Below are 20444 nucleotides of genomic sequence, written 5' to 3'. Positions count from 1 at the left end.
CGCGCAAGTCTGGGCGCCTGCGTCTCTCCGATTTACGACTTTCCCCGGCACGGGTTCGTTCAGCCGGGCAGCGTTGGCGCCAGCGCTCGCTAGCTCACTGCAACCGGGCCGGCTGGCACCATGGACCGTATGCGAAAGCGCCGGCCAGGCTCATCTGCCGGCTGCTCCAGTGCCCAGCCTCGCGAGGCGACCGGGCGCCCTTGGGCGGTGGTATAGCCATGCACGAGCAGAAGCCAGCCGTTTTCCTCCACGGCCAGCAACGAGCCGCTGGCGCACACACCATCGGCAAAGCGTAGCTGGCAGGGAACGACACCGGCCAGCGGGATGGGCAACTGGCCATAGCTGATTGACCCATCGGCGCCTGGATAAAGCACAGTCGTGGACACTTCCAAGACCGTGGTTGGAAGGGCGGCAGCTGTCATCGAAAAACCTTAATCAAAAATAACGGCAGGGCGTTAGCCAATAACCTGTCGTGTTCATTGCCATCTTGCTCTAGGTCATCGCTCTCAACGAAATGTATCAAGCAAGTCGACCAACGGTTGGGTACGGGGCTAGGCACGGGCCACCGGACGGTAAGCGGCGCATTCACCCAGGCACCGCTCACTGGTATGATGCGCGGCTTTTTTGGGCCTGTTTGCAAAGCTGTGCTTTGCTGATAGGTCATCATTCAGGCGCCACTGGGCGCCCCGGGGAGCGGGCATGCTGGAAAGGCTGTTTCAGTTGAAGGCACACAACACCACTGTGCGCACGGAGGTACTGGCGGGGGTTACTACCTTCCTGGCCATGGCCTACATCCTGTTCGTCAACCCCAGCATTCTGGGCAGCACTGGCATGGACAAAGGCGCCGTCTTCGTCGCCACCTGCCTTGCCGCGGCCATCGGCTCGGCGGTAATGGGGTTGATCGCCAACTACCCTATCGCCCTGGCGCCGGGCATGGGCTTGAACGCTTTCTTCACCTACACGGTCGTCCTGCACATGGGCCACACCTGGCAGGTTGCCCTAGGCGCGGTGTTCATTTCCGCGGTGTGCTTCTTCCTGCTGTCGATCTTCAAAATCCGCGAGTGGATCGTCAACAGCATCCCGCTGCCACTGCGCAGTGCAATTGCCGCGGGCATTGGCCTGTTCCTGGCGCTGATCGCACTGCAAAACGCCGGCATCGTGGTGGACAACCCAGCCACGCTGGTGGGCCTTGGCGACCTCAAGCAGCCGGGCGCCATCCTGGCGGTGCTTGGCTTTATCCTGATCGTCGCCCTGGAGGCGCGCAAAGTGCGCGGCGCCGTGCTCATCGGCATTCTGGCTGTCACCGTGGTGTCGATCGGGTTTGGTTTCAGCCCCTTCGGCGGGCTGGTATCAATGCCGCCGTCGCTGGCGCCGACCTTCCTTCAGCTGGACCTCGCCGGCGCGCTGAACATCGGCCTGGTGAGCGTGATCTTCGCCTTCCTGTTCGTGGACCTGTTCGACAACTCCGGCACACTGATCGGCGTGGCCAAGCGCGCCGGGCTGATGGGCAAGGATGGCCATATGCCGAAGATGGGCCGCGCGCTGATCGCGGACAGCACCGCCGCCATGGCCGGTTCGCTGCTGGGCACCTCCACCACCACCAGTTATATCGAGTCCGCTGCGGGCGTGAGCGCTGGCGGCCGTACGGGCCTGACCGCCATCGTGGTCGCCGTTCTGTTCCTCCTGGCGCTGTTCTTCGCTCCGCTCGCCGGTAGCGTGCCAGCCTATGCCACGGCGCCAGCACTGCTGTTCGTGGCGGTGCTGATGACCTCGGGCCTGGCGGAAATCAACTGGGACGACATCACCGAAGCCGCGCCCGTGGTGGTGACCGCCCTGGCCATGCCGCTGACCTACTCGATCGCCAACGGCATCGCCTTCGGCTTTATCGCCTGGACCGCCATGAAGCTGGCTTCGGGCCGCCTGCGTGACCTCAACCCGGCGCTGATCATCTTGTCCGTGCTGTTCGTGATCAAGCTGGGCTGGTTCAACGCATGACCTCCATCAGCTTCGATCCGGCGGGTTACGCCGATCAGCTCGCAGCCAAGGTGGCTCGCCTGCAAGCCCTGCTGGCGCCGTTCGAGGCGCCCGTGCCACAGGTATTCGAGTCCCCGCGCGAGCACTACCGGCTGCGCGCGGAATTTCGCCTGTGGCGCGAAGAAGGCCTGCGCCACTACGCGATGTTCAGCCCTGGTGACAAGTACACGCCTATCTTGATCGAGCAGTTCCCGGTGGCCAGCGAACGGATCAACACGCTGATGCCGTTGCTCAAGGCGGCCTGGCAGGCGGACGACGCCCTGAGCCACAAGCTGTTCCAGGTGGAGTTCCTGACCACACTGGCAGGTGATGCCTTGATCACCCTTTGCTATCACCGCCCGCTCGACAGCCATTGGGAAACCGCTGCCCAGGCCCTGGCAGCGTCTCTTGGGGTCAGCCTGATCGGCCGTTCGCGGGGGCAGCGGTTGGTGATCGGGCGCGATTACGTCAGCGAAACGCTGACGGTGGCCGGGCGTGCGTTCAGTTACCGGCAGCCGGAGGGTGCGTTCACCCAGCCCAACGGCCAGGTGTGCCAGCACATGCTCAACTGGGCATACGAGGCCCTCGGCGAGCGTGACGATGACCTGCTGGAACTCTATTGCGGCAACGGTAACTTCACCCTGCCCCTGGCCACGCGAGTACGCCAGGTGCTGGCAACGGAAATCAGTAAAACCAGCGTCGCCGCTGCCCTCCACAACCTGGATGACAACGCCGTGAATAACGTAGCGCTGGTGCGGCTATCCGCCGAGGAGCTGACCCAGGCGTTGAATGGTGTACGCGAGTTCAGGCGGCTGCAGGGTATCGACCTGCCCGGTTACCGCTTCGGTACCGTGTTCGTCGATCCGCCCCGCGCCGGGATGGACCCCGACACCTGCGAGCTGGCTCGCCGCTTCGATAACATCCTGTATATCTCCTGCAACCCGGAGACGCTGACGATCAACCTGGAGCAACTCCACAGCAGCCACCGCATCGCCCGCTGCGCCTTGTTCGACCAGTTCCCCTACACCCATCACATGGAAGCGGGGGTCCTGCTGGTCCGTCGCTGAACGGCGGCTTAACCTGCCAATCGCCGGGGCACCCGCCCCCGGCGGTTAACGCTTTCTTCACGAAGTTGTCACCCCGCCCTGACATCCACGCCTCTACGCTCTGCGCCGATCCCGCCCGCCGCCCCCTGGCATTGTTCGTAGAGTCATCATGGCCTCAACCCACCGCCTGCCCCCTATCAGTTCGTCTCGCTTGGTGATGCTGTTCTCAGCCTTCATGGTCGTTGCCTGCAACCTAGCCTGCTGGCAGGCGTTGGCCGCGCTGGTGGAACTGCATGGGCTCAAGCGGTTGCTGTTCGAGGGCTCATTCGCGGTCTTTTTATGGTCGGCCTTTACCTTGCTGTTCATTGGCTTGTCGTTTCGGCCCCTGCTCAAGCCCGTGCTGAGCCTGGTAGCGATCAGCGCTGCTGCCGCTGCGTATTTCATGAACGACTACGGCGTGGCGATCGACACGGTGATGTTCCAGAACGTGGTGGAAACCAACCCAGGCGAAGTCGCCGCCCTGCTGAGCGCGAAGATGTTCGCTTATGTAGTGCTGCTCGGCCTGCTGCCGGCTGCGTTGATCTGGCTGTGGCCGGTACGTTATGCGCCGCCCCTGCGCGGGTTGCTGCACAAGTTGGGCGTGGCTGCGCTGGCAACGCTACTGCTGCTGGCCGCCGTCGCCGCGTTCTATTCGACCTATGGCCCGTTGCTGCGCCAGGAAGACAAGCTGACCCACTTCATCAACCCCACCAACTTCATCTATGCCGGGATCAAACTGGGCAAAGAACGCCTAGGCGTGCGCCAGGTCGCTGCCGTCCAGGCCATCGGCACCGATGCGGTGCAGGCAGCGGCTGGCGGGCGCAAACGGCTGATGATCTTCGTGGTGGGAGAAACCGCCCGGGCAGACCACTTCGCCCTCAACGGTTACGGCCGGAACACCAACCCCGAGTTGAGCCACCTGGACGTTCTCGACTACACCCAGGTCCACTCGTGCGGCACGTCCACTGCGGTGTCGGTGCCGTGCATGTTCTCCATGTTCGGGCGCAAGGATTACTCGGACAAGAAAGGCAAGACCACAGAGGGCCTGCTCGATGTGCTGCAGCATGCCGGGGTGAAGGTGTTGTGGGTCGAAAACAACAGCGACTGCAAGGGCACCTGCCTGCGCAGCCCGCACCGGGACATTCCGAAGAACCAACCCAGCCCTTTCTGCGACGGTCACAATTGCCTCGACGAGGCCCTGCTCGAAGGCCTGCAGGCCGATATCGACAAACTCGATGGTGATGCGGTGATCTTCCTTCATTCCGACGGCAGCCATGGCCCGGAATACTACGAGCGCTACCCGCCAGCGCTGGAGCGCTTCACGCCGGTGTGCCATACGAACCAGTTGGGCAGCTGCAGCAGCGAGGCGCTGGCCAACGTTTATGACAACAGCATTTTGTATACCGATCACTTCCTCGCCCAGGTTGTCGGGTTGCTGAAAGCCAACCAGGGGCGCTTCGACACGGCAATGTGGTACGTCTCCGATCATGGCGAGTCCCTAGGGGAAAACGGCCTGTACCTGCATGCCGCGCCTTATGCCATCGCCCCGGAAGCGCAAAAGCATGTGCCCATGGTGCTCTGGTTCGGCCAAGGCACCCTGACCGATGCCAGGGTATCCCGGGAGTGCCTGGCGGCCCGCCGTGACGACGCCGACCTGAGCCACGACTTCGTATTCCACTCGGTGCTGGGGTTGTTCGGGGTGCAGACGCAGGTCTACAAGCCGGCGCTGGATCTGTTCCGGCCCTGCCACGAGGGCGCCACGGCCGGTTGACAAGCCCCGTTCAAGCCCGGTTACATCGGCGCTCCGACCCGGAGGGCCTGTGGCCCGGAGCCCCCTGTGACTACCCCATCCGCTTTTGCCTCGTCGCCCTCACGGGCCCGGCTGCTGGCGCTGCTGGTGGCCGCGGCGTTCTTCATGGACAACCTCGACGCCACCGTGATTGTGACCGCACTGCCGGCCATGGCACGCTCCTTTGGGGTCGAGGCGGTGGACCTCAATGTCGGCATCACCACCTATGTGCTGACCCTGGCGGTGTTCATTCCCGCCAGCGGCTGGGTTGCCGAGCGCTTTGGCCACCGGCGGGTATTCATGGCGGCGTTGCTGCTCTTTACCCTGGCCTCGGTACTGTGCGCCAGCTGCCAGGCCCTCTGGCAGTTCGTGCTTGCCCGGGCGCTGCAGGCAGTGGGCGGCGCCATGATGGTGCCGGTCGGCCGGCTGGCAGTGTTGCGCAATACCGAGAAACGCCACTTGCTCGGGGCCATCGCCTTGATCACCTGGCCGGGCCTGGTAGCGCCGGTGCTGGGGCCACCGCTGGGTGGCTTTATCACCAGCTACGCCTCCTGGCACTGGATCTTCCTGCTGAACCTGCCCCTTGGCGCACTGGCCCTGGCCTGCGCCTGGCGGTGGATGCCAGCCAGCGTGGCGGAAGCTGATCATCAGCCATTCGACTGGCTAGGGTTCGCATACTGCGCGCTGGGTTGCGCGGGCCTGGTGCATGGGCTGGAACGCGTGGGCAAGCTACCCGCAGACCTGCAAGGCTATGTGTGGCTGGGCGTTAGCGCGGTGGTGCTGTGGCGATTGCAACGGCATTTACGCAAGGCGGCCGCCCCGCTGTTGCGGCTTGAAGCCCTGCGCACCCAAACCTACGCGGTCACCATCGGCGGGGGCTCGTTATACCGTGCCATGGTCAGCACCGCGCCCTTCTTGCTGCCGCTGATGTTCCAACTGGCCTTCGGCCTGGAGCCGCTCGTATCCGGCCTGCTGGTGCTAGCCCTGTTCGCTGGCAACATCGGCATGAAGCCCATGACCAGCGCCATCCTCAAACGCCTAGGCTTTCGCACCACGCTGCTTGGCAGCATCGGCGTGCTGGCAGCGACCACCTTCGCCTGCGCCGGCATGACGGTGGCTACGCCGCTTTGGGCGATCGTCCCGGTGCTGGTGATCTCCGGCATGGCCCGCTCCATGGGCTTTACCGCCTATCACAGCCTGGCCTTCGCTGACGTGCCAGCGCCGCTGATGACCTCGGCCAACACCTTGTTCAGCATGACCCAGCAACTCGCATTCGGCCTTGGCATTGCCCTGGCGGTGATCCTGCTACGGGCTGCGCAAGGCATCCTGGGGGTGGGCTCCGCCCAGCCAACGGCCTTCCACTTGGCGTTCGTTGCCGTTGGCCTGCTGACCCTGGCGGCGGCCGTGGATGTGTGGAAATTGCCCGCGAACGCCGGCGCAAAAGTGGCTGGCAGCGCCAACTGACCGATTGCCGCCCGGTTTCGACGGGCGGGGTGGGCTCCATCAGGGGAAAGCATTGACCTCATTAACCAGTTGGTACAATTTATTACCAGCTGCTTAAAAATAACAACGGAGCTTTCCCATGAGTGCCACCTCCCCCGCCTCACCAGCGTGCCGAAGCATTTTGGCCGGGCTGATCGGCCAGGGCATACAGCTGTCCCGAACCCCTGCCATGCATGAACAGGAAGGCCATGCCCAAGGCCTGGGCTATGTGTATCGGCTGATCGACCTGGACGTGCTCAAGCTGGACAACAGCGCATTGGAGGAACTGCTCATCGCCGCCCAACGCATGGGCTTCACCGGGCTGAACATCACCTTCCCTAGCAAGCAGGCCATCATTCCCTTCCTCGACGAGCTCTCTCCCGAGGCCAAGGGCATTGGCGCGGTCAATACCGTAGTGCTCAAGGATGGCAAGCGGGTTGGCCATAACACCGACTGCCTGGGCTTCGCCGAAGGCTTGCGCCGCGGCCTCGCCGACGCAGGGCGCGGGCGGGTAGTGCAGATGGGCGCGGGTGGCGCGGGGTCGGCGGTGGCTCACGCGCTGCTGCTCGAAGGCGTACAGCAGCTGACGGTATTCGACGTCAACCCACACAGCGCCCAGACCCTTGTGCACAACCTCAACGCACACTTTCCCGGCGAGCCCGCTCAGGTCGGCACGGATTTATCCCTGGCGGTCGGGCAAGCCGAGGGCATCGTCAACACCACCCCAATGGGCATGGCCAAGTTGCCGGGTACACCGGTACCCAAGGCGCTGTTGCGCCCAGAGCTGTGGGTCGCGGAAATCGTTTACTTTCCCCTGGAAACCGAACTGCTGCGCGACGCCCGCGCCTTGGGCTGCCGCACGCTGGACGGCAGCACCATGGCGGTGTTCCAGGCGGTCAAGGCGTTCGAGCTGTTTACCGGGATCACAGCGAACGCCGAGCGCATGAGCGCTCACTTCCACAGCATGAACGCCTGAGGCCTGGCCGCGACCGGCGCACCCTCGGTGGTGCGCCGGTCGCGGCCTAGGCCAACTGCTGCTGGCTTCAGACGCTAACGAAGCGCTCCAGGGACTCGACGATCATCTGCCGGTGATGGCGCTTGAGTGTCGGATCGTTGAAGTCCACCTGGAAGATTTCCCCGAAGGTGTGCTTGTTGGACACCCGATAGAAACAGAACGAGCTGATCAGCATATGCACGTCCAGGGCCTCGAGCCCCGGGCGGAACACACCGCTGGCCACACCCTTGGCCAGCAAGGCCTCAAGCTGCACCAGCACGGTCTGGTTCATGCTGCGGATCGAGCGGGATTGCTTGATGTACTCGCCCTGGTGGATGTTTTCGTTACACACGATGCGCACGAAATCCACGTTGCGGTCGTGGTGGTCGAAGGTGAACTCCACCAGCCGCTTGAGCCCTTCGAACGGCTCGAGCTCGGTCAGGTGCATGCTGCTTTCAGTGTGGCGGATGTCACCGTACAGCTTCTCCAACACCTCGACATAGAGCTGCTCTTTGCTGTTGAAGTAGTAATAGATCATCCGCTTGGAGGTCTGCGTGCGCTCGGCGATGGCGTCTACACGTGCCCCGGCCAGCCCCTGGGCCACGAACTCGACGATGGCGGCCTGCAGAATGCTTTCGCGGGTTTTTTCCGGGTTGTTCTTGCGGGTGCGGCGCGGCGCGCTGGCCACGGGCATGTCTGTCGTTATTGTCATGGGCTCTAAGCCTGTGTGGGTCAGCGGTGATTATGCGGCGCCAGCCAGCAGGAAGGAAGCGGATCCAGGGTAAGCGGCCAGGCCAGGCGCTTACAGCCGTGCCTGCCGTTGCCCGCCGCTCCTGGCCTTAGCCATGGCCGCCAGGCGTACCGCCACATTGGCCGCGCCGTAGCCGGCATAACCAGCTCGGCGTTGCAGCACCTCGAAGAAGAAACGGTTCTCGAACGGCTCGGTATATACATGGAAGAGCTCGCCGCCGTTAGCGTCGCGGTCATAAAGCACGTTGAAGTAGGCCAACTCGCTCAGGAACTCTTCGTCGAAGTCGAACCGCGCGGCGAGGTCGTCGTAATAATTGAGCGGGATTTCCAACAGCGGCAGGCCCGCCTCCTTCGCCCGGGTCACAGCGGCGAAGATATCGTCGCAATCGAAGGCAATGTGGTGAACCCCCGAGCCCCGGTAGGACGACAAGGCGTGGGAGATCGCCGTGCCACGGTTTTCCGAGATATTCAGCGGCAGCCGCACCGAGCTGCAACGGCTGCGGATCGCGCGGCTTTTGACCAGGCCGTATGGGTCCGGCAGCACCACCTCGTCGTCGGCGGTGAAGTCCAGCACGCTCTTGTAGAACAGCACCCAGTTGTCGAGCGCGTCGGGGGGCAGCGCCATGGCCATGTGATCGATGCGCTTGAGCCCGCCGCTGGCAGCGGGCACCGGCGTGAGGTTGAAGTCGGTGTCATAGATGGTGCGCCCCTGGGCATCAGGGTCCACCAGGTAAAGCAGGCTGCCGTCGGGCGCCCGGACCGCAGCCAGCTCCCGCTCGTTGGGCCCTACCAGCCCGCGATAAGGCTGGGCTTTGTAGGCCACGGCGCGTTCTAGCGCGGCGCTGCTGTCCTTCACCCGTATGGCCGTGGCGCACAGCGACGGGCCGTGGGCCTCGAAGAAGTTATGGGCGAACGAATAGGGCTCCGAGTTGAGGATCAGGTTGATGTCGTTCTGCCGTAGCAGGGTCACGCTTTTCGATCGATGCTGGCCGGCGACGGCAAAGCCTAGCTGCCCCAGCCAGTGCTTGAGCTTGGCACCCGTGGCCTCGTCAACGGCAAATTCAAGAAACTCCACACCGCCATAAGGGGCAGCAGGCGGTGTGGCGAACAACTGTTCGGTGTCGGCCTGCCCCACCTCGCCCTGGGCGAGCAGCTCGCGGGTTTTTTCTTCCAGGTACAGCAGCGAGCGCAAGCCATCGGCCGCATTCGAGCGAGGCGGCGCGGCGCGGAAGCCATCGTTGAAGATTTCCAGCGACAACGGCCCTTGATAGCCCGTCTTGAGGATAGGGGCGAGGAAGTTGGGCAGGTTGAAATCGCCTTGGCCGGGGAAATTGCGAAAATGCCGGCTCCACTCCAGCACGTCCATGGCCAGCAACGGCGCGTCGGCCATCTGCACGAAGAAAATCTTGTTCCCCGGCACTTGAGCGATACCCGAAGGGTCGCCCCGCAAGGACAGCGTATGGAAGCTGTCGAGGATCATCCCCAGGTTCGGGTGGTCAACCTCCCGAATGATCTCCCATACCTGCTGCCAGGTATTCACGTGGCGGCCCCATGCCAGCGCTTCGTAGCCAATGCGCAGGTTACGCGCGGCGGCGTGTTCGGCCAGCAGGCGCATGTCGTTCACGAGGATTTCATGCTCGCCGAGCGAGTCGGCCGCCACATTGCTGCACACCAGCACCAGGTCCGTGCCCAGTTCCTGCATCAGGTCGAACTTGCGCTCCGCGCGCTCAAGATTGCGCGCCAGGCGATCGCGACGTACCCCTTCGAAGTCGCGAAACGGCTGGAACAGGGTAATGGCGATCCCCAGGTCCGCGCACATCTGGCGGATCTCCCGCGGGCTGCCGTCGTAATAAAGAAGATCGTTTTCGAAGATCTCCACCCCATCGAAACCGGCGGCGGCGATGGCTTCGAGTTTTTCTGGGAGAGTGCCGCTGAGTGAGACGGTGGCGATCGAACGATGCATGGTGACCTACTCCTGGTGCGAACAAGCCTGCCGCGTCGGCCCGTGTACGCCGGTGGCCTTGGGCGAAGCCGAACGCTTATCCGCGGTTGTGGAACACGGGCAACAGCGTGCATGCCTGTCGCCCCGTAGGTTCGCAGGCTGGCGCCGGCTCCTACAGTTATGGGTTAGGGTTATACCGAAACCCCACCGCCCGAGCGTACCAACTGGTTAGTTTTGTGTTCGATTACCGCCCAGCCTAGTGCAGGATCGCTAACTGCCTTGCTCGGCCGCCCGGCCGCTTGCGGCGCCTGTACGTTGGGCCTGCGCCGCCACCGAGGGTTCCCCAGCCTTCGCCCGCCGCTGCAACCAGGCCGCCGCCACGCCACTGCTGCAAATCACCACGATGCCCACGACCGTGGTCGAAGGCAGGCTGTGGTGGAACACTACATAGCCATAGATGCCGGCGAAAACGATCTGGCAGTACCCCAGGGGCGCCAGCAATGCAGGCGGCGCATGGCGAAAAGCCTGAGTCAGCAACAAGTGCGCCGACATGCCACAACCACCCAGCGCCACCATGAACAGGCCGTCCAGCCAGCTGGGCCAGTGCCAGAAGAACGGCACCACCGCGCTCATCAGCAAGGTATTGAAGATCCCGGCGAAAAAGTTACTGGTGGTAGGGCTATCGACCTCCGCGACTCTGCGGGTCAGCAGTTGATAGAAACAGAAGCACAGCGCTGAGCCGAACGGAAAGAGAATCGCCGGGGTGAACAGCTCGCCCCCGGGGTGAACGATGATCATCACCCCGCAAAACCCTACCAACACGGCGGCCCACTGGCCGAAGGTCACCCGCTCTCCGAGCAAGGGCACCGACAGCGCCGTCACGAGCAACGGCGCGAGGAAGTTGACCGCGGTGGCTTCGGCCAGAGGGATGTACTGCAACCCGGAAACGAACAGCAGGCTGGTCCCCAACAGGCAGAGCGCGCGCAACACCTGCAACGACGGCCGCCGGGTACGCAGGATTCGCAGCCCGGACTGCGGCAGGAAAATCCCCATCATCAGCAATGTATGCACGAAATACCGCACCCAGATCACCAGCATCACGGGGTAGAAGCCAGAGAGGTACTTGGATAACACGTCGTGGCTGGCGAACAGCAGCGTGGCTATCACCATCAACAGCATCCCTTTGAGCGGCTGGCTGCTTCCGGTCAACGACATGTCAGTTTTGGTCATGGGCTAGAGGCGTTCCAGTACGCGTTGGGTCGCCTGCAAGGCGAGGGTCGCGCGGTCGAGCGCGCTCAGCCCCTGCTCGAGCAAACGGCGGGTAGGGATTTCAAGGCTCAGGGCAATGCCCGCCGGCAGCGCTCGCAGCAACCCGGTAAGGTCGCAATCTCCGTCGCCGGGCAGGCAGCGCTCGTGGCGAGCTTCGTACAGCACCCGGGCGAGGTCGGCCGGAGGGGGCCCGGCGATGTCGCACAACTGAGCGTAGCGCAAGCGGCTGGGCGGCAGCTGCTCGAGTTGCTCCAGCCTTGAACGGGAACGGTTGAAGTGAAATGCGTCCACAAGCACGCACCCGTTGGTGCGCCCGGCTCGGTTCACCACTTCAATAGCGGTCGCTAGGTCTGGCACGTCGGTCCACGGCATGAACTCCAGGTGGGGATGCAGGCCGTAACCCGCTGCCAGGTTGCACAGCTCGGCAAACCGCTCGGCACAGCGGCCCAGCTCCGGATCGTTGCCGGCCACGAGCAGCTCGCTGGCGCCACACTCGGCGCCGAAAGCCAGATGCGGTTCGAAGCTGGCTACCTGGGTGTCCGCTTTTAACCGAAGGATTTCAATATCCAGCACCTTTACCCCGGTGTCGCGCAACCGCTGGTGAGTGGCGCGGCGCAGGGCAGCGTCCGCCAGCAGCGGGAAGTGATGTTCCTCGGCGGTGGCCGGCTCGGTGCGCAAGCCCACATGGGTATAGCCCGCACGAGCGGCCACTTCGATCATGTCTACAGGCGAGAGCTCCAATACGGTGAGCGCGGCCAAAGAGAAATTGCGATCCATCATCGAGAACCGGGAAAGGCTGAAGTTCGCTTATTTAGAACCGAGTTCCAGTTTCAATACAACCCCTGCCTCCTCATTGAAACCACTCAGATGCCGGGCTCGCTTCCGCCAGCTCCACCGCGGCCGCCCGCACCGCTGGGGCGAGGTCATGCAGCCGTGCTTCGGGCAGGCGCGCGGTTGGTCCCGCCACGCTGAGCACCCCCAAGGTTGCCGAGGTAGCGGGATGGCGCACCGCCACGGCCAGCGCAGACATCCCGACGGCCGAACTTTCCAGTACCCAGGCATAGCCGCGCTCGCGTGCCAGGCGCAGGCGTTCCAGCAGCTCGGCGGTATTGCGTGGAGCGTTGGGGCCGAAGCCTTCGGCCGGGGCGATACCTTGGGCCTGTACCAGCGCCAAGGCATCGGCGTCGCCGAGGGTCGCCAGCCAGGCATGGCCGGAGGCGGTGTAAAACAGTGGCGCCTCGCGGCCCATGTCTGGGTCGTAGCGCAAGCCGGAGCGGGCGCCTTGAGCCTTGGCCAGCCAGGTCAGCCGCGGGCCTTCCACCACGCCGAGGCGAATCAGCTCGCCGCTGTGTTCGGCGAGACGATCAAGGATCGGCTGCACAATGTCCACCCCGCTGTTGCCCAGGTAGCGAAAGCCCTGGGCAACCAGCCGCGTGGTCAACAGGTAACGCAGGCTTTCGGGGTTTTGCCGAACGTAGCCCAAGCGCGACAGTTCGCCGAGCATGCGGTGCGCCGCGCTTTTGGGAATGCCCAGCGCGTCGGCCAGCGCCTGCAAGGGCAGGCCCCGTGGCTCCAGCGTGAGCCGCTCCAACAGGCTCAGGGCGCGTTCGATCTGACTTCCGGCCATGGTAGTGGGCCCTTTGGAAAAACCGCGATTGTAGTGAAGCCTGGGTCTGCGTGCGATCTTCGCCCGCTTTCGATACCTAAGGGGTTGGCTGCAGGCGAGATAGCTTCTTAAAATTCTGGAACACAGTTCCACATTTTAAAACCCGCTGAGTGCTTTTATGCCAGAGTTATCCCACCCCTTCTCCACGCTCACCTGTGACCTGCTAGTAATCGGCTCCGGCGCGGCGGGCCTATCGGCGGCGGTGAGCGCGGCCTGGCAGGGGCTGCGGGTTATCGTGGTGGAAAAGGACCCAGTGCTGGGCGGTGCCAGCGCCTGGTCTGGGGGATGGATGTGGATACCTTGTAATCCCTTGGCCAAGCGCGCCGGCATCATCGAAGACCCCGCCGAACCGCGCCGATACCTCCAGCATGAGCTAGGCGAGCGCTTCGACCCGGCACGCGTCGAGGCTTTCCTCAAGGCGGGGCCAGAGATGGTGGCGTTTTTCGAACAGCGCACCGCGCTGCAGTTCGCCGACGGTAACGGTATCGCCGATATCCACGGCGACAGCCCGGGCGCCGGCGTAGGCGGGCGTTCGGTGATTGCCGCGCCCATCAGCGCCTATAGCCTCGGCAAGTTGCTGCCCCGGCTGCGCCGCACGATGCGTGAAACCGCGGTGCTGGGCATGCCGATCATGGCCGGCGCGGACCTGGCCGCCTTCCTCAGCGTCACCCGCTCATGGCGTTCGGCGCTGCACGTGGCGCGGCGCCTGAGTGCCCACCTGCTGGGCATGGCACTCAAGGGCCGCGCCACTCACTTAGTCAACGGTGTGGCGTTGATCGCCCGCCTGGCGAAGTCTGCCGAGGACCTTGGCGTGGTGCTGTGGCCCAGCGCGCCGGCCACGCGGTTGATCCAGCGCGGTGATCGCGTAGCCGGTGCCGAGGTGGCCACTGCCAAAGGCAAGGTACATGTCCACGCGCGACGAGGCGTAGTGCTGGCCGCGGGCGGCTTCCCGCATGACCAAGCCCGCCGCCAGGCGACGTTTCCACGCGCGCCTCGCAATGGGGATCACCTGCCACTGCCGCCGCCCGCGGCCAATGGCGATGGCCTGCGCCTTGGCGAAAGCGTGGGCGCCGTGGTGGCGGACGATCTAGCCAGCCCGGCCGCCTGGTGCCCGGTGTCGCGCGTGCCCTACCCGGACGGCAGCCATGGGCATTTCCCACACATCATCGACCGTGGCAAACCGGGCATTTTTGGCGTGTTGGCCAATGGCGAGCGCTTCGTCAACGAAGCGGGCGGTTACTACGACTATGCCAAGGCAATGGTGGAGCAGGCCCCAGGAACGGACGTGGTCTCGTGGTTGATCTGCGACCATGCCTTCCTGCGCCGTTACGGCCTGGGCATCGCCAGGCCGTTCCCCTTCCCAGTGGAGCCGGCGCTGCGCTCGGGCTACTTGAAAACCGGCGCCACCATCGGCGAACTGGCCCGCAACTGTGGCATCGATCCCGAGGGGCTGGAGCGAACCTTGAGCACTTGGAACCTGCATGCCCGGCGCGGAGAAGACCCGCAGTTCGGCCGCGGCCATAGCCTGTACAACCGCAAGCAAGGTGACCCGCGGCACAGCCCCAACCCCTGCGTGGCGCCCTTGGAGCAGCCGCCGTTCTACGCCGTGGAGGTGCGCCCGGGCAGCTTCGGCACCTTTGCCGGGCTGAAAACCGATGCCAGTGCACGCGTGTTGAACGCCAGCGGCGTGCCGATTCCCGGGCTGTACGCGGCCGGGGCAGACATGGCCAGCATCATGGGCGGTTTTTACCCAGCCGGCGGCATCAACCTCGGGCCGGCCATGACCTTTGGCTACATTGCCGGCCGCCATGCCGCTGGCCTTTCAGATAACTGCTGACCCAAGGAGGCGCCGATGCAAACCCTCGACAATTCATTAGGCCTGAGCATGCCAAAGCTGGGCCTTGGCACCTGGCCGATGCTCGACCAAGCCTGCAGCGATGCAGTGTGCACCGCGTTGGACCTGGGCTACCGGCATATCGACACCGCCGCGGCTTACAACAATGAAGCGGCCGTGGGCCAGGCTTTGAGCCGCACGTCGGTGCCACGCGAAGCCATTCATGTGACCAGCAAGGTGTGGTGGGACAAACTTGCCCCGGCCGACCTGCGCGCCTCGTTCGAAGCCAGCCTCAAAGCGCTGCGCCTGGACTATATCGACCTGTTCCTGATCCACTGGCCCGGGCGGGGGGACTGGAACATGGAGCGCAGCCTCGACGCGCTGGCGGCGCTGCGCGATAGCGGCAAAGCCAAGGCCATCGGCGTGGCCAACTTCCCGCTGCCGATGCTGCGCCGGGCCGTGGAGGAGTTGCACGTACCCCTGGCGGCGCTGCAGGTCGAATACCACGTTAGCCTGGGCCAGCAACCACTGCTGGACTTCTGCCAACAGCACGGCCTGGCATTGACTGCCTATAGCCCGCTGGCTCGCAACCGAGTGACGCAGTTCCCGGAGATCCAGCGGATCGCTGAGAAGCACGGGGTGCTGCCTTCCCAGGTGGCGCTCAAGTGGTTGCTCGATCAGCCAAACGTTGCCGCCATCCCCAAAGCGGCAAGCCTTGCTAACCAACAAAGCAACCTGGATTCGCTCAAGGTTCAGCTGGACGACGAAGACCGGGCCTTGATCGCTGGGCTTCCCAAGGACCAGCGCCTGGTCAACCCGGAATTTGCGCCGCGTTGGGATTGAGCGGCGCCTATACCGGGTAGGTGGCACGCTTCGATCAGAAGTCGAAGAACACCGTCTCACCCTCGCCCTGCACACGGATGTCGAAGCGATAGGCGGTTTTGCCGTTCACTTCGCAGCGGCGTGCAATCAGTGTTTCACGGCGTTGTGGTTGCTCGATCAGGTTGAGGATCGGGCACTTGCCGTTGGCCTCGGCTTCGTCGTCGAAGTAAATACGCGTTTGCAGGTGGATGTTGATGCCACGGGCAAACAGGCTGACGTTGATGTGCGGCGCCATGGGGATGCCCGCAGTGGTCTTGACCACGCCCGGCTTGATCGTTTGCAGGCTCCACTCCCCCGCATCGAAGGTGGTCGCGGTACGGCCAAAGCTGTTGAAGGGGTTTTCCAGGTTGTATTCGGTGTGGTAGCGGCCGTGATGGTCCGCTTGCCAGAACTCCAGGAAAGAGTCGCGGATCAGGTGGCCATTACCGTCGTATACGTTGCCCACCAGCACAATGTGCTCGCCTGGGGCGCCGGGCTTGGCCATCTCGTTCCAGATTTCCTCTTCCCGGGTAGGGTTACCGGCAACGCCCAGGGCCAGGCCGATATGAACGTAGGGGCCAGCGGTCTGCGAGGGGGTTTCCGGCAAGATTTGAACGGGCATGTGCGTTACTCCTCTCAGCAGTTTTCGAAATGGGTCTGGCGTTGGCCGCGCAGTACCACGTCGAAGCGATAGGCCAGGCAGTCCATGGGGTTAGCGTTGGTCATGTCCAGGCGGGCGATCAGCGTTTGCACCGCTTCAGGGTTAGCGATGGACTTGACGATCGGGCAGATCGGAATGAGCGGGTCGCCCTCGAAGTACAGCTGAGTAATCAATTTGGTGGAGATCGACGGGCCGCTGATGGACACATGGATATGTGCCGGGCGCCAATCGTTCGGGCCATTGCGCCACGGGTACGGGCCAGGCTTGATGGTGCGGAAGCTGTAATAGCCTTCGCCGTTGGTCAGGGTGCGGCCTACACCCCCGAAGTTCGGGTCCAGCGGGGCCAGGTAGCGGTCATTCTTGTGGCGATAGCGGCCGCCGGCATTGGCCTGCCACATTTCCACCAGCGTACGGGGCACGGGTTTGCCGAACTGGTCGATCACCCGGCCGGCGATAATCACCCGCTCGCCAATCGGCAGGCCGCCATTATTGAAATTCAGCAGCAGATCGTTGTCGAACTTACCGAGCTTGAGATGCGAGAAGTCTGGGCCGGTACTTTCGCTTGCGGTTTGCGGAATGCTCACCAGAGCCTGGCGAGGCGAACGCGGCACCGACGTTTTGTAGTCGGGCGTCAGCGCCTTGGGGTGCCAGTTGCGGTCACGGATAATGAAGCGACTGGTGTCTTGTTCAGACATGTCGATCTCCTGTTATTGGATTTATAAGGTCGCACGGTCAATACGCGGGCTTTGAGTGTCCGCCAAAGCCGGTAGAGCGACTACTGAAAATAAGCCGTTCTTACATAACCATATGGTTATGAAAAAAACTCGAGGAGAAGCCGGGATGCTGTGGAAAAAAGGCAGGCGCAGCGACAATGTGGTCGATGCACGGGGCGATGCAGACAGCAGTGGCTATGGCGGGGGCGGCGGCTTCAGGGTAGGCGGCAAGGGGCTGAGCCTGGGCGCGGTGGTGCTGATTGTGGGCTTCGGCCTGCTCACCGGCCAGGACCCGCTACAGATCCTCGGCCAACTTACCGGCCAGGCCACCGCGCCAGCGCCTACACAGCAACGGAGCACCCCTGCCGGCGGCGACGACCAGACCGAATTCGTGCGGGCCATCCTGGGCGATACCGAAGACACCTGGCAGGCGATCTTCAAGGAAGGCGGCCGCCAGTACGAAGACCCTACCCTGGTGCTGTTCGGCGGGCGAGTGAACTCAGCCTGCGGGCTCGCGTCCTCCGCCGTCGGGCCGTTCTACTGCCCGGGCGACCGCAAGGTCTACCTGGACACCACCTTCTTCACGGAGATGACCCAGCGCTTCAATGCGGCCGGTGACTTTGCCCAGGCTTATGTCATCGCCCACGAAGTGGGCCACCACGTGCAGAACCTGTTGGGTATCGAACGGCAGGTGGATGCCGCCCGGCAGAAGGGGCAGAACATGGAAGGGGCCAATGGCCTGTCGGTACGGCTTGAACTGCAAGCCGACTGCTTCGCCGGCATCTGGGCCAACCATGCCCAGCAGCGGCTGAACTGGCTGGAGCCCGGCGACATCGAGGAAGCTCTCAACGCCGCCAACGCCATCGGCGACGACCGCTTGCAGCAGCAGGGCCAGGGCCGCGTAGTGCCAGACTCCTTCACCCATGGCACCTCGGCGCAGCGGGTACGCTGGTTCAAGACAGGGTTCGAGGGCGGCAAGCTGGACCAGTGCGACACCTTTAATACGCGGAGCCTGTAGGGCGTTATCCGGCGAAGCCCGCGAACCGGCAACGCCTAGGGTTCGCAGGCTGCGCCCAGCTCCACAGGTGCAAGGCCCGTAGCAGCAGGGTTGCCCGCGACTGCCTTTACCCAAGCGATACGCCTCCGGTCGCGCGCAGGCGTTGCTGCTACCGTCCGGCACCCCAATGAGCCGTGCGTTCCCGGGCTACGCCCGGCCCCACAAGGCTCAGCTCAAGCGCCTGCACGCTCCGGGGCCGACAGCATTCCCAGCAACGCTCCACAATCAAGCGCGTGCCAATCGGTCAGCTCTGGCCAGGGGTTCTCCGGCACGTTCACCAGCACAGTGTGGGTACCCGCGGCGCGGCCGCAGGCGAGGTCGAAGTGGTAATCCCCCACCATCACCATCCGCTGCGGAGGCACGTTCCAGGTTTGCGCCAGTTTCAGCAGCCCTTCTGGGGAGGGCTTGAATGCCGCCTCGTCGCGACCGAGAACGTGCTCGGTGTCGAAGCAATCGCCGATGCCAATGGCCGCCAGGGTGATCAGCGCCAGTTCGCGTGCATTGCGAGTGAGCACGCCCAGCCGATAGCCCCGCCCCGCCAGCTCGCGCACCAGCGCCACCGCGCCAGGCGCTGGCCGGGATGCCAGGGCGAGCTCGCGCTCATGCTCGAGCAGCCAGGCATGCTTGGCGGCGGCTTCGCTGGCGGGCAGGCTCGCCAGGTGGCCGAGGATGTCTTGGTCCGCGGGAATGCTCAGCGCTGCGCGAATCGCCGCGAAGTCGTGCGCCGCCACCGTGAGGGTGCCGTCCATGTCGAACACCCAATGGTGGATATCGGCCAGCATCACACCCAGTCCTTGCGATGGCGGATCAGCCCTTCCTGCGCCGAGGACGCCACCAATTGGCCTGCCCGGTTATACACGCTGCCCCGGCAGAAGCCCCGGGAGTTACCGGCCCAAGGGCTGTCCAGCGCGTAAAGCAGCCAGTCATCGGCGATCAGGTTGCCGTGGAACCACAACGCATGGTCCAGGCTGGCCATCTGCATGTCCTTGTGCCACACGCTTTTGCCATGGGGCAGCAGCGAGGTGGTCAGCAGGTTGAAGTCCGAAGCGTAGGCCATTACGTATTTATGCAAGGCGGGCGAGTCCGCCAGGGCGCCATCGGCGCGGAACCACACATACTTGACCGGATCCCCTGGGGTGGGGTTGTACGGGTCCCGCTCGGCCACTGGGCGCATTTCGATAGGCTTGGGGCACAGCAGCTTTTCCCGCAAGTGCGCCGGGATCAACTCCTCCACCTGGCGCATCAGTTCCAGCTCGGTGGGCAGGTTCTCCGGGCCGACCACGTTGGGCATCTGGCTCTGGTGGGAGAAACCTTCTTCGTCGTACTGGAACGACAGCGAGCAGGTGAAAATCGTTTTGCCTTTTTGCACCGCCGTGACCCGGCGAGTGGAAAAGCTACCGCCATCACGGACCCGGTCCACCATGTACACCACGGGCAACAAGGCATCGCCAGGGCGCAGGAAATAGCCATGCAGCGAGTGCACATGGCGGTCGTCTTCTACGGTCTGGCTGGCGGCCGACAACGACTGCCCCAATACCTGCCCGCCGAACAGCTGGCGAAAGCCCAGATCCTGGCTGCGCCCACGGAATAGGTTTTCCTCGATCGGCTCCAGGCTCAGCAGATCCACCAGATCGTCCAGGACGTGGCTCATTCGATGTCACCTCGGGTCGCAAATACATAAGCGGCCATCATACCTTGATGTGCTGGCCAACCGCCTAATCGTGCATGGCTTGTAGCCATGCCTGCCGGCCGATTCGATACAGCAGGTGGCGCTGCAGGGGGCTGCCCTGCGCCACTGCGGGGTGGTCGAAGTCGCTGGCGGCATCGCGCTGCATGCCGATGGCTTGCATCACCTTCTGCGATGGAAGGTTCGGCTCGGCGGTAAAGGCCACCACTTCCTCGAGCCCCAGCTGCTCGAACGCACAGCCCAGGCAGGTCCACGCGGCCTCGCTGGCGTAGCCCAAGCCCCAATAGTCCCGCGCCAAGCGCCAGCCAATCTCCACCGCTGGGGTGAAGCTGGCCTCGAAACGCACGTGACTCAATCCGGTAAAGCCGATGAAAGCGCCGTCGTCCTTGCGCTCCAACGCCCATAGGCCATAGCCGTATTCTGCGAAGTGCCCGCGAATACGGCCGATGAGGGCCGCGGTTTCTATGCGGCTCAGCGGCGCCGGAAAGTACCGCATCACGGTGGGGTCCGCGCAAAGCTCGGCGAAGGGCGCGAGGTCTTCGTCTTGCCACTGGCGCAGCCACAGCCGCGGGCTTTCCAAAGTCAGCAGGTCGGTCATCGGTGGCCTCCTTTGTTCCTCGATAGCGAAAGCTGGCACACTC

At 63.9% G+C, this 20444-nt stretch carries 19 protein-coding genes; 8 read left to right on the top strand and 11 right to left on the bottom strand.

The features are described 5' to 3' along the window. Positions 1 to 89: 89 nt before the first annotated feature. Positions 90 to 422, bottom strand: a complete 333-nt coding sequence (locus tag OGL93_RS00095) for a hypothetical protein (protein WP_263260209.1) — start codon at positions 420 to 422, stop codon at positions 90 to 92. Between the two features lie 277 nt (positions 423 to 699). Here OGL93_RS00095 and OGL93_RS00090 point away from each other — a divergent pair, with 277 nt between their 5' ends. The 5 genes from OGL93_RS00090 (at position 700) to OGL93_RS00070 (ending at position 7345) form a co-directional block, all read left to right on the top strand. After that, the gene (locus tag OGL93_RS00090) at positions 700 to 1995 is read left to right on the top strand and encodes an NCS2 family permease (RefSeq protein ID WP_263260207.1); all 1296 of its coding nucleotides are present in this window, start codon (positions 700 to 702) and stop codon (positions 1993 to 1995) included. Further along, complete coding sequence (trmA, locus tag OGL93_RS00085; protein WP_263260205.1) at positions 1992 to 3080, top strand: tRNA (uridine(54)-C5)-methyltransferase TrmA; 1089 nt, start codon at positions 1992 to 1994, stop codon at positions 3078 to 3080. Before OGL93_RS00090 ends, trmA begins: the two co-directional genes overlap by 4 nt. A gap of 148 nt (positions 3081 to 3228) precedes the next feature. Then, the gene (locus tag OGL93_RS00080; RefSeq protein ID WP_263260203.1) at positions 3229 to 4869 is read left to right on the top strand and encodes a phosphoethanolamine--lipid A transferase; all 1641 of its coding nucleotides are present in this window, start codon (positions 3229 to 3231) and stop codon (positions 4867 to 4869) included. Positions 4870 to 4935: 66 nt separating this feature from the next. Beyond that, the gene (locus OGL93_RS00075) at positions 4936 to 6351 is read left to right on the top strand and encodes an MFS transporter (RefSeq protein WP_263260202.1); all 1416 of its coding nucleotides are present in this window, start codon (positions 4936 to 4938) and stop codon (positions 6349 to 6351) included. A 118-nt stretch (positions 6352 to 6469) separates the two neighbouring features. Beyond that, entirely contained in the window at positions 6470 to 7345 is an 876-nt protein-coding gene (locus tag OGL93_RS00070; protein WP_263260201.1) for a shikimate dehydrogenase, read from the top strand. A gap of 67 nt (positions 7346 to 7412) precedes the next feature. Here OGL93_RS00070 and OGL93_RS00065 read toward each other — a convergent pair whose 3' ends face one another. The 5 genes from OGL93_RS00065 to OGL93_RS00045 all read right to left on the bottom strand — a co-directional run bounded on the left by OGL93_RS00065 (position 7413) and on the right by OGL93_RS00045 (position 12951). Next, positions 7413 to 8075: a TetR/AcrR family transcriptional regulator gene (locus OGL93_RS00065; protein WP_263260200.1), complete on the bottom strand. Its 663-nt coding sequence runs from the start codon at positions 8073 to 8075 to the stop codon at positions 7413 to 7415. Positions 8076 to 8165: 90 nt separating this feature from the next. Further along, positions 8166 to 10076 (bottom strand): 3-dehydroshikimate dehydratase QuiC, encoded by a 1911-nt coding sequence (gene quiC, locus OGL93_RS00060; protein WP_263260199.1) that lies wholly within the window; start codon positions 10074 to 10076, stop codon positions 8166 to 8168. A 249-nt stretch (positions 10077 to 10325) separates the two neighbouring features. Next, the gene (locus tag OGL93_RS00055) at positions 10326 to 11285 is read right to left on the bottom strand and encodes a DMT family transporter (RefSeq protein ID WP_263260197.1); all 960 of its coding nucleotides are present in this window, start codon (positions 11283 to 11285) and stop codon (positions 10326 to 10328) included. 3 nt (positions 11286 to 11288) lie between these two features. Continuing rightward, on the bottom strand, positions 11289 to 12104 hold the full coding sequence (locus OGL93_RS00050) for a sugar phosphate isomerase/epimerase (RefSeq protein ID WP_263260196.1): 816 nt from the start codon (positions 12102 to 12104) through the stop codon (positions 11289 to 11291). A 70-nt stretch (positions 12105 to 12174) separates the two neighbouring features. Continuing rightward, entirely contained in the window at positions 12175 to 12951 is a 777-nt protein-coding gene (locus OGL93_RS00045) for an IclR family transcriptional regulator (RefSeq protein ID WP_263260195.1), read from the bottom strand. Between the two features lie 157 nt (positions 12952 to 13108). Here OGL93_RS00045 and OGL93_RS00040 point away from each other — a divergent pair, with 157 nt between their 5' ends. Together OGL93_RS00040 and OGL93_RS00035 are read left to right on the top strand one after the other, a co-directional pair. Further along, positions 13109 to 14827 carry an FAD-dependent oxidoreductase gene (locus OGL93_RS00040; RefSeq protein WP_263260193.1) on the top strand — a complete coding sequence of 573 codons (1719 nt, stop codon included), beginning with the start codon at positions 13109 to 13111 and terminating at the stop codon, positions 14825 to 14827. 15 nt (positions 14828 to 14842) lie between these two features. Then, positions 14843 to 15667, top strand: a complete 825-nt coding sequence (locus OGL93_RS00035) for an aldo/keto reductase (protein WP_263260191.1) — start codon at positions 14843 to 14845, stop codon at positions 15665 to 15667. Between the two features lie 34 nt (positions 15668 to 15701). On the opposite strand, the gene pcaG is transcribed toward OGL93_RS00035, so the two are convergent. Both pcaG and pcaH read right to left on the bottom strand, forming a co-directional pair. Then, on the bottom strand, positions 15702 to 16307 hold the full coding sequence (gene pcaG, locus OGL93_RS00030; protein WP_263260189.1) for a protocatechuate 3,4-dioxygenase subunit alpha: 606 nt from the start codon (positions 16305 to 16307) through the stop codon (positions 15702 to 15704). A 14-nt stretch (positions 16308 to 16321) separates the two neighbouring features. Beyond that, positions 16322 to 17041 carry a protocatechuate 3,4-dioxygenase subunit beta gene (gene pcaH / locus OGL93_RS00025; RefSeq protein ID WP_263260188.1) on the bottom strand — a complete coding sequence of 240 codons (720 nt, stop codon included), beginning with the start codon at positions 17039 to 17041 and terminating at the stop codon, positions 16322 to 16324. 145 nt (positions 17042 to 17186) lie between these two features. Here pcaH and OGL93_RS00020 point away from each other — a divergent pair, with 145 nt between their 5' ends. Further along, positions 17187 to 18077 carry a neutral zinc metallopeptidase gene (locus OGL93_RS00020; protein WP_263260186.1) on the top strand — a complete coding sequence of 297 codons (891 nt, stop codon included), beginning with the start codon at positions 17187 to 17189 and terminating at the stop codon, positions 18075 to 18077. 212 nt (positions 18078 to 18289) lie between these two features. On the opposite strand, the gene OGL93_RS00015 is transcribed toward OGL93_RS00020, so the two are convergent. From OGL93_RS00015 to OGL93_RS00005, 3 genes are all read right to left on the bottom strand, one after another. Next, on the bottom strand, positions 18290 to 18901 hold the full coding sequence (locus OGL93_RS00015; RefSeq protein ID WP_263260184.1) for an HAD family hydrolase: 612 nt from the start codon (positions 18899 to 18901) through the stop codon (positions 18290 to 18292). Beyond that, positions 18898 to 19767, bottom strand: a complete 870-nt coding sequence (tesB, locus tag OGL93_RS00010) for an acyl-CoA thioesterase II (RefSeq protein WP_263260182.1) — start codon at positions 19765 to 19767, stop codon at positions 18898 to 18900. The genes OGL93_RS00015 and tesB overlap by 4 nt, the downstream gene beginning before the upstream one ends. A gap of 64 nt (positions 19768 to 19831) precedes the next feature. Further along, positions 19832 to 20401 carry a GNAT family N-acetyltransferase gene (locus tag OGL93_RS00005; RefSeq protein WP_263260181.1) on the bottom strand — a complete coding sequence of 190 codons (570 nt, stop codon included), beginning with the start codon at positions 20399 to 20401 and terminating at the stop codon, positions 19832 to 19834. Between the last annotated feature and the right edge of the window lie 43 nt (positions 20402 to 20444).

The organism is Pseudomonas sp. RIT-PI-S (assembly GCF_025642975.1).
In the GTDB taxonomy this organism is placed as follows: domain Bacteria; phylum Pseudomonadota; class Gammaproteobacteria; order Pseudomonadales; family Pseudomonadaceae; genus Aquipseudomonas.
Note: the sequence above shows the minus strand (reverse complement) of the source record. Positions and strands in the feature narration are given on the sequence as shown.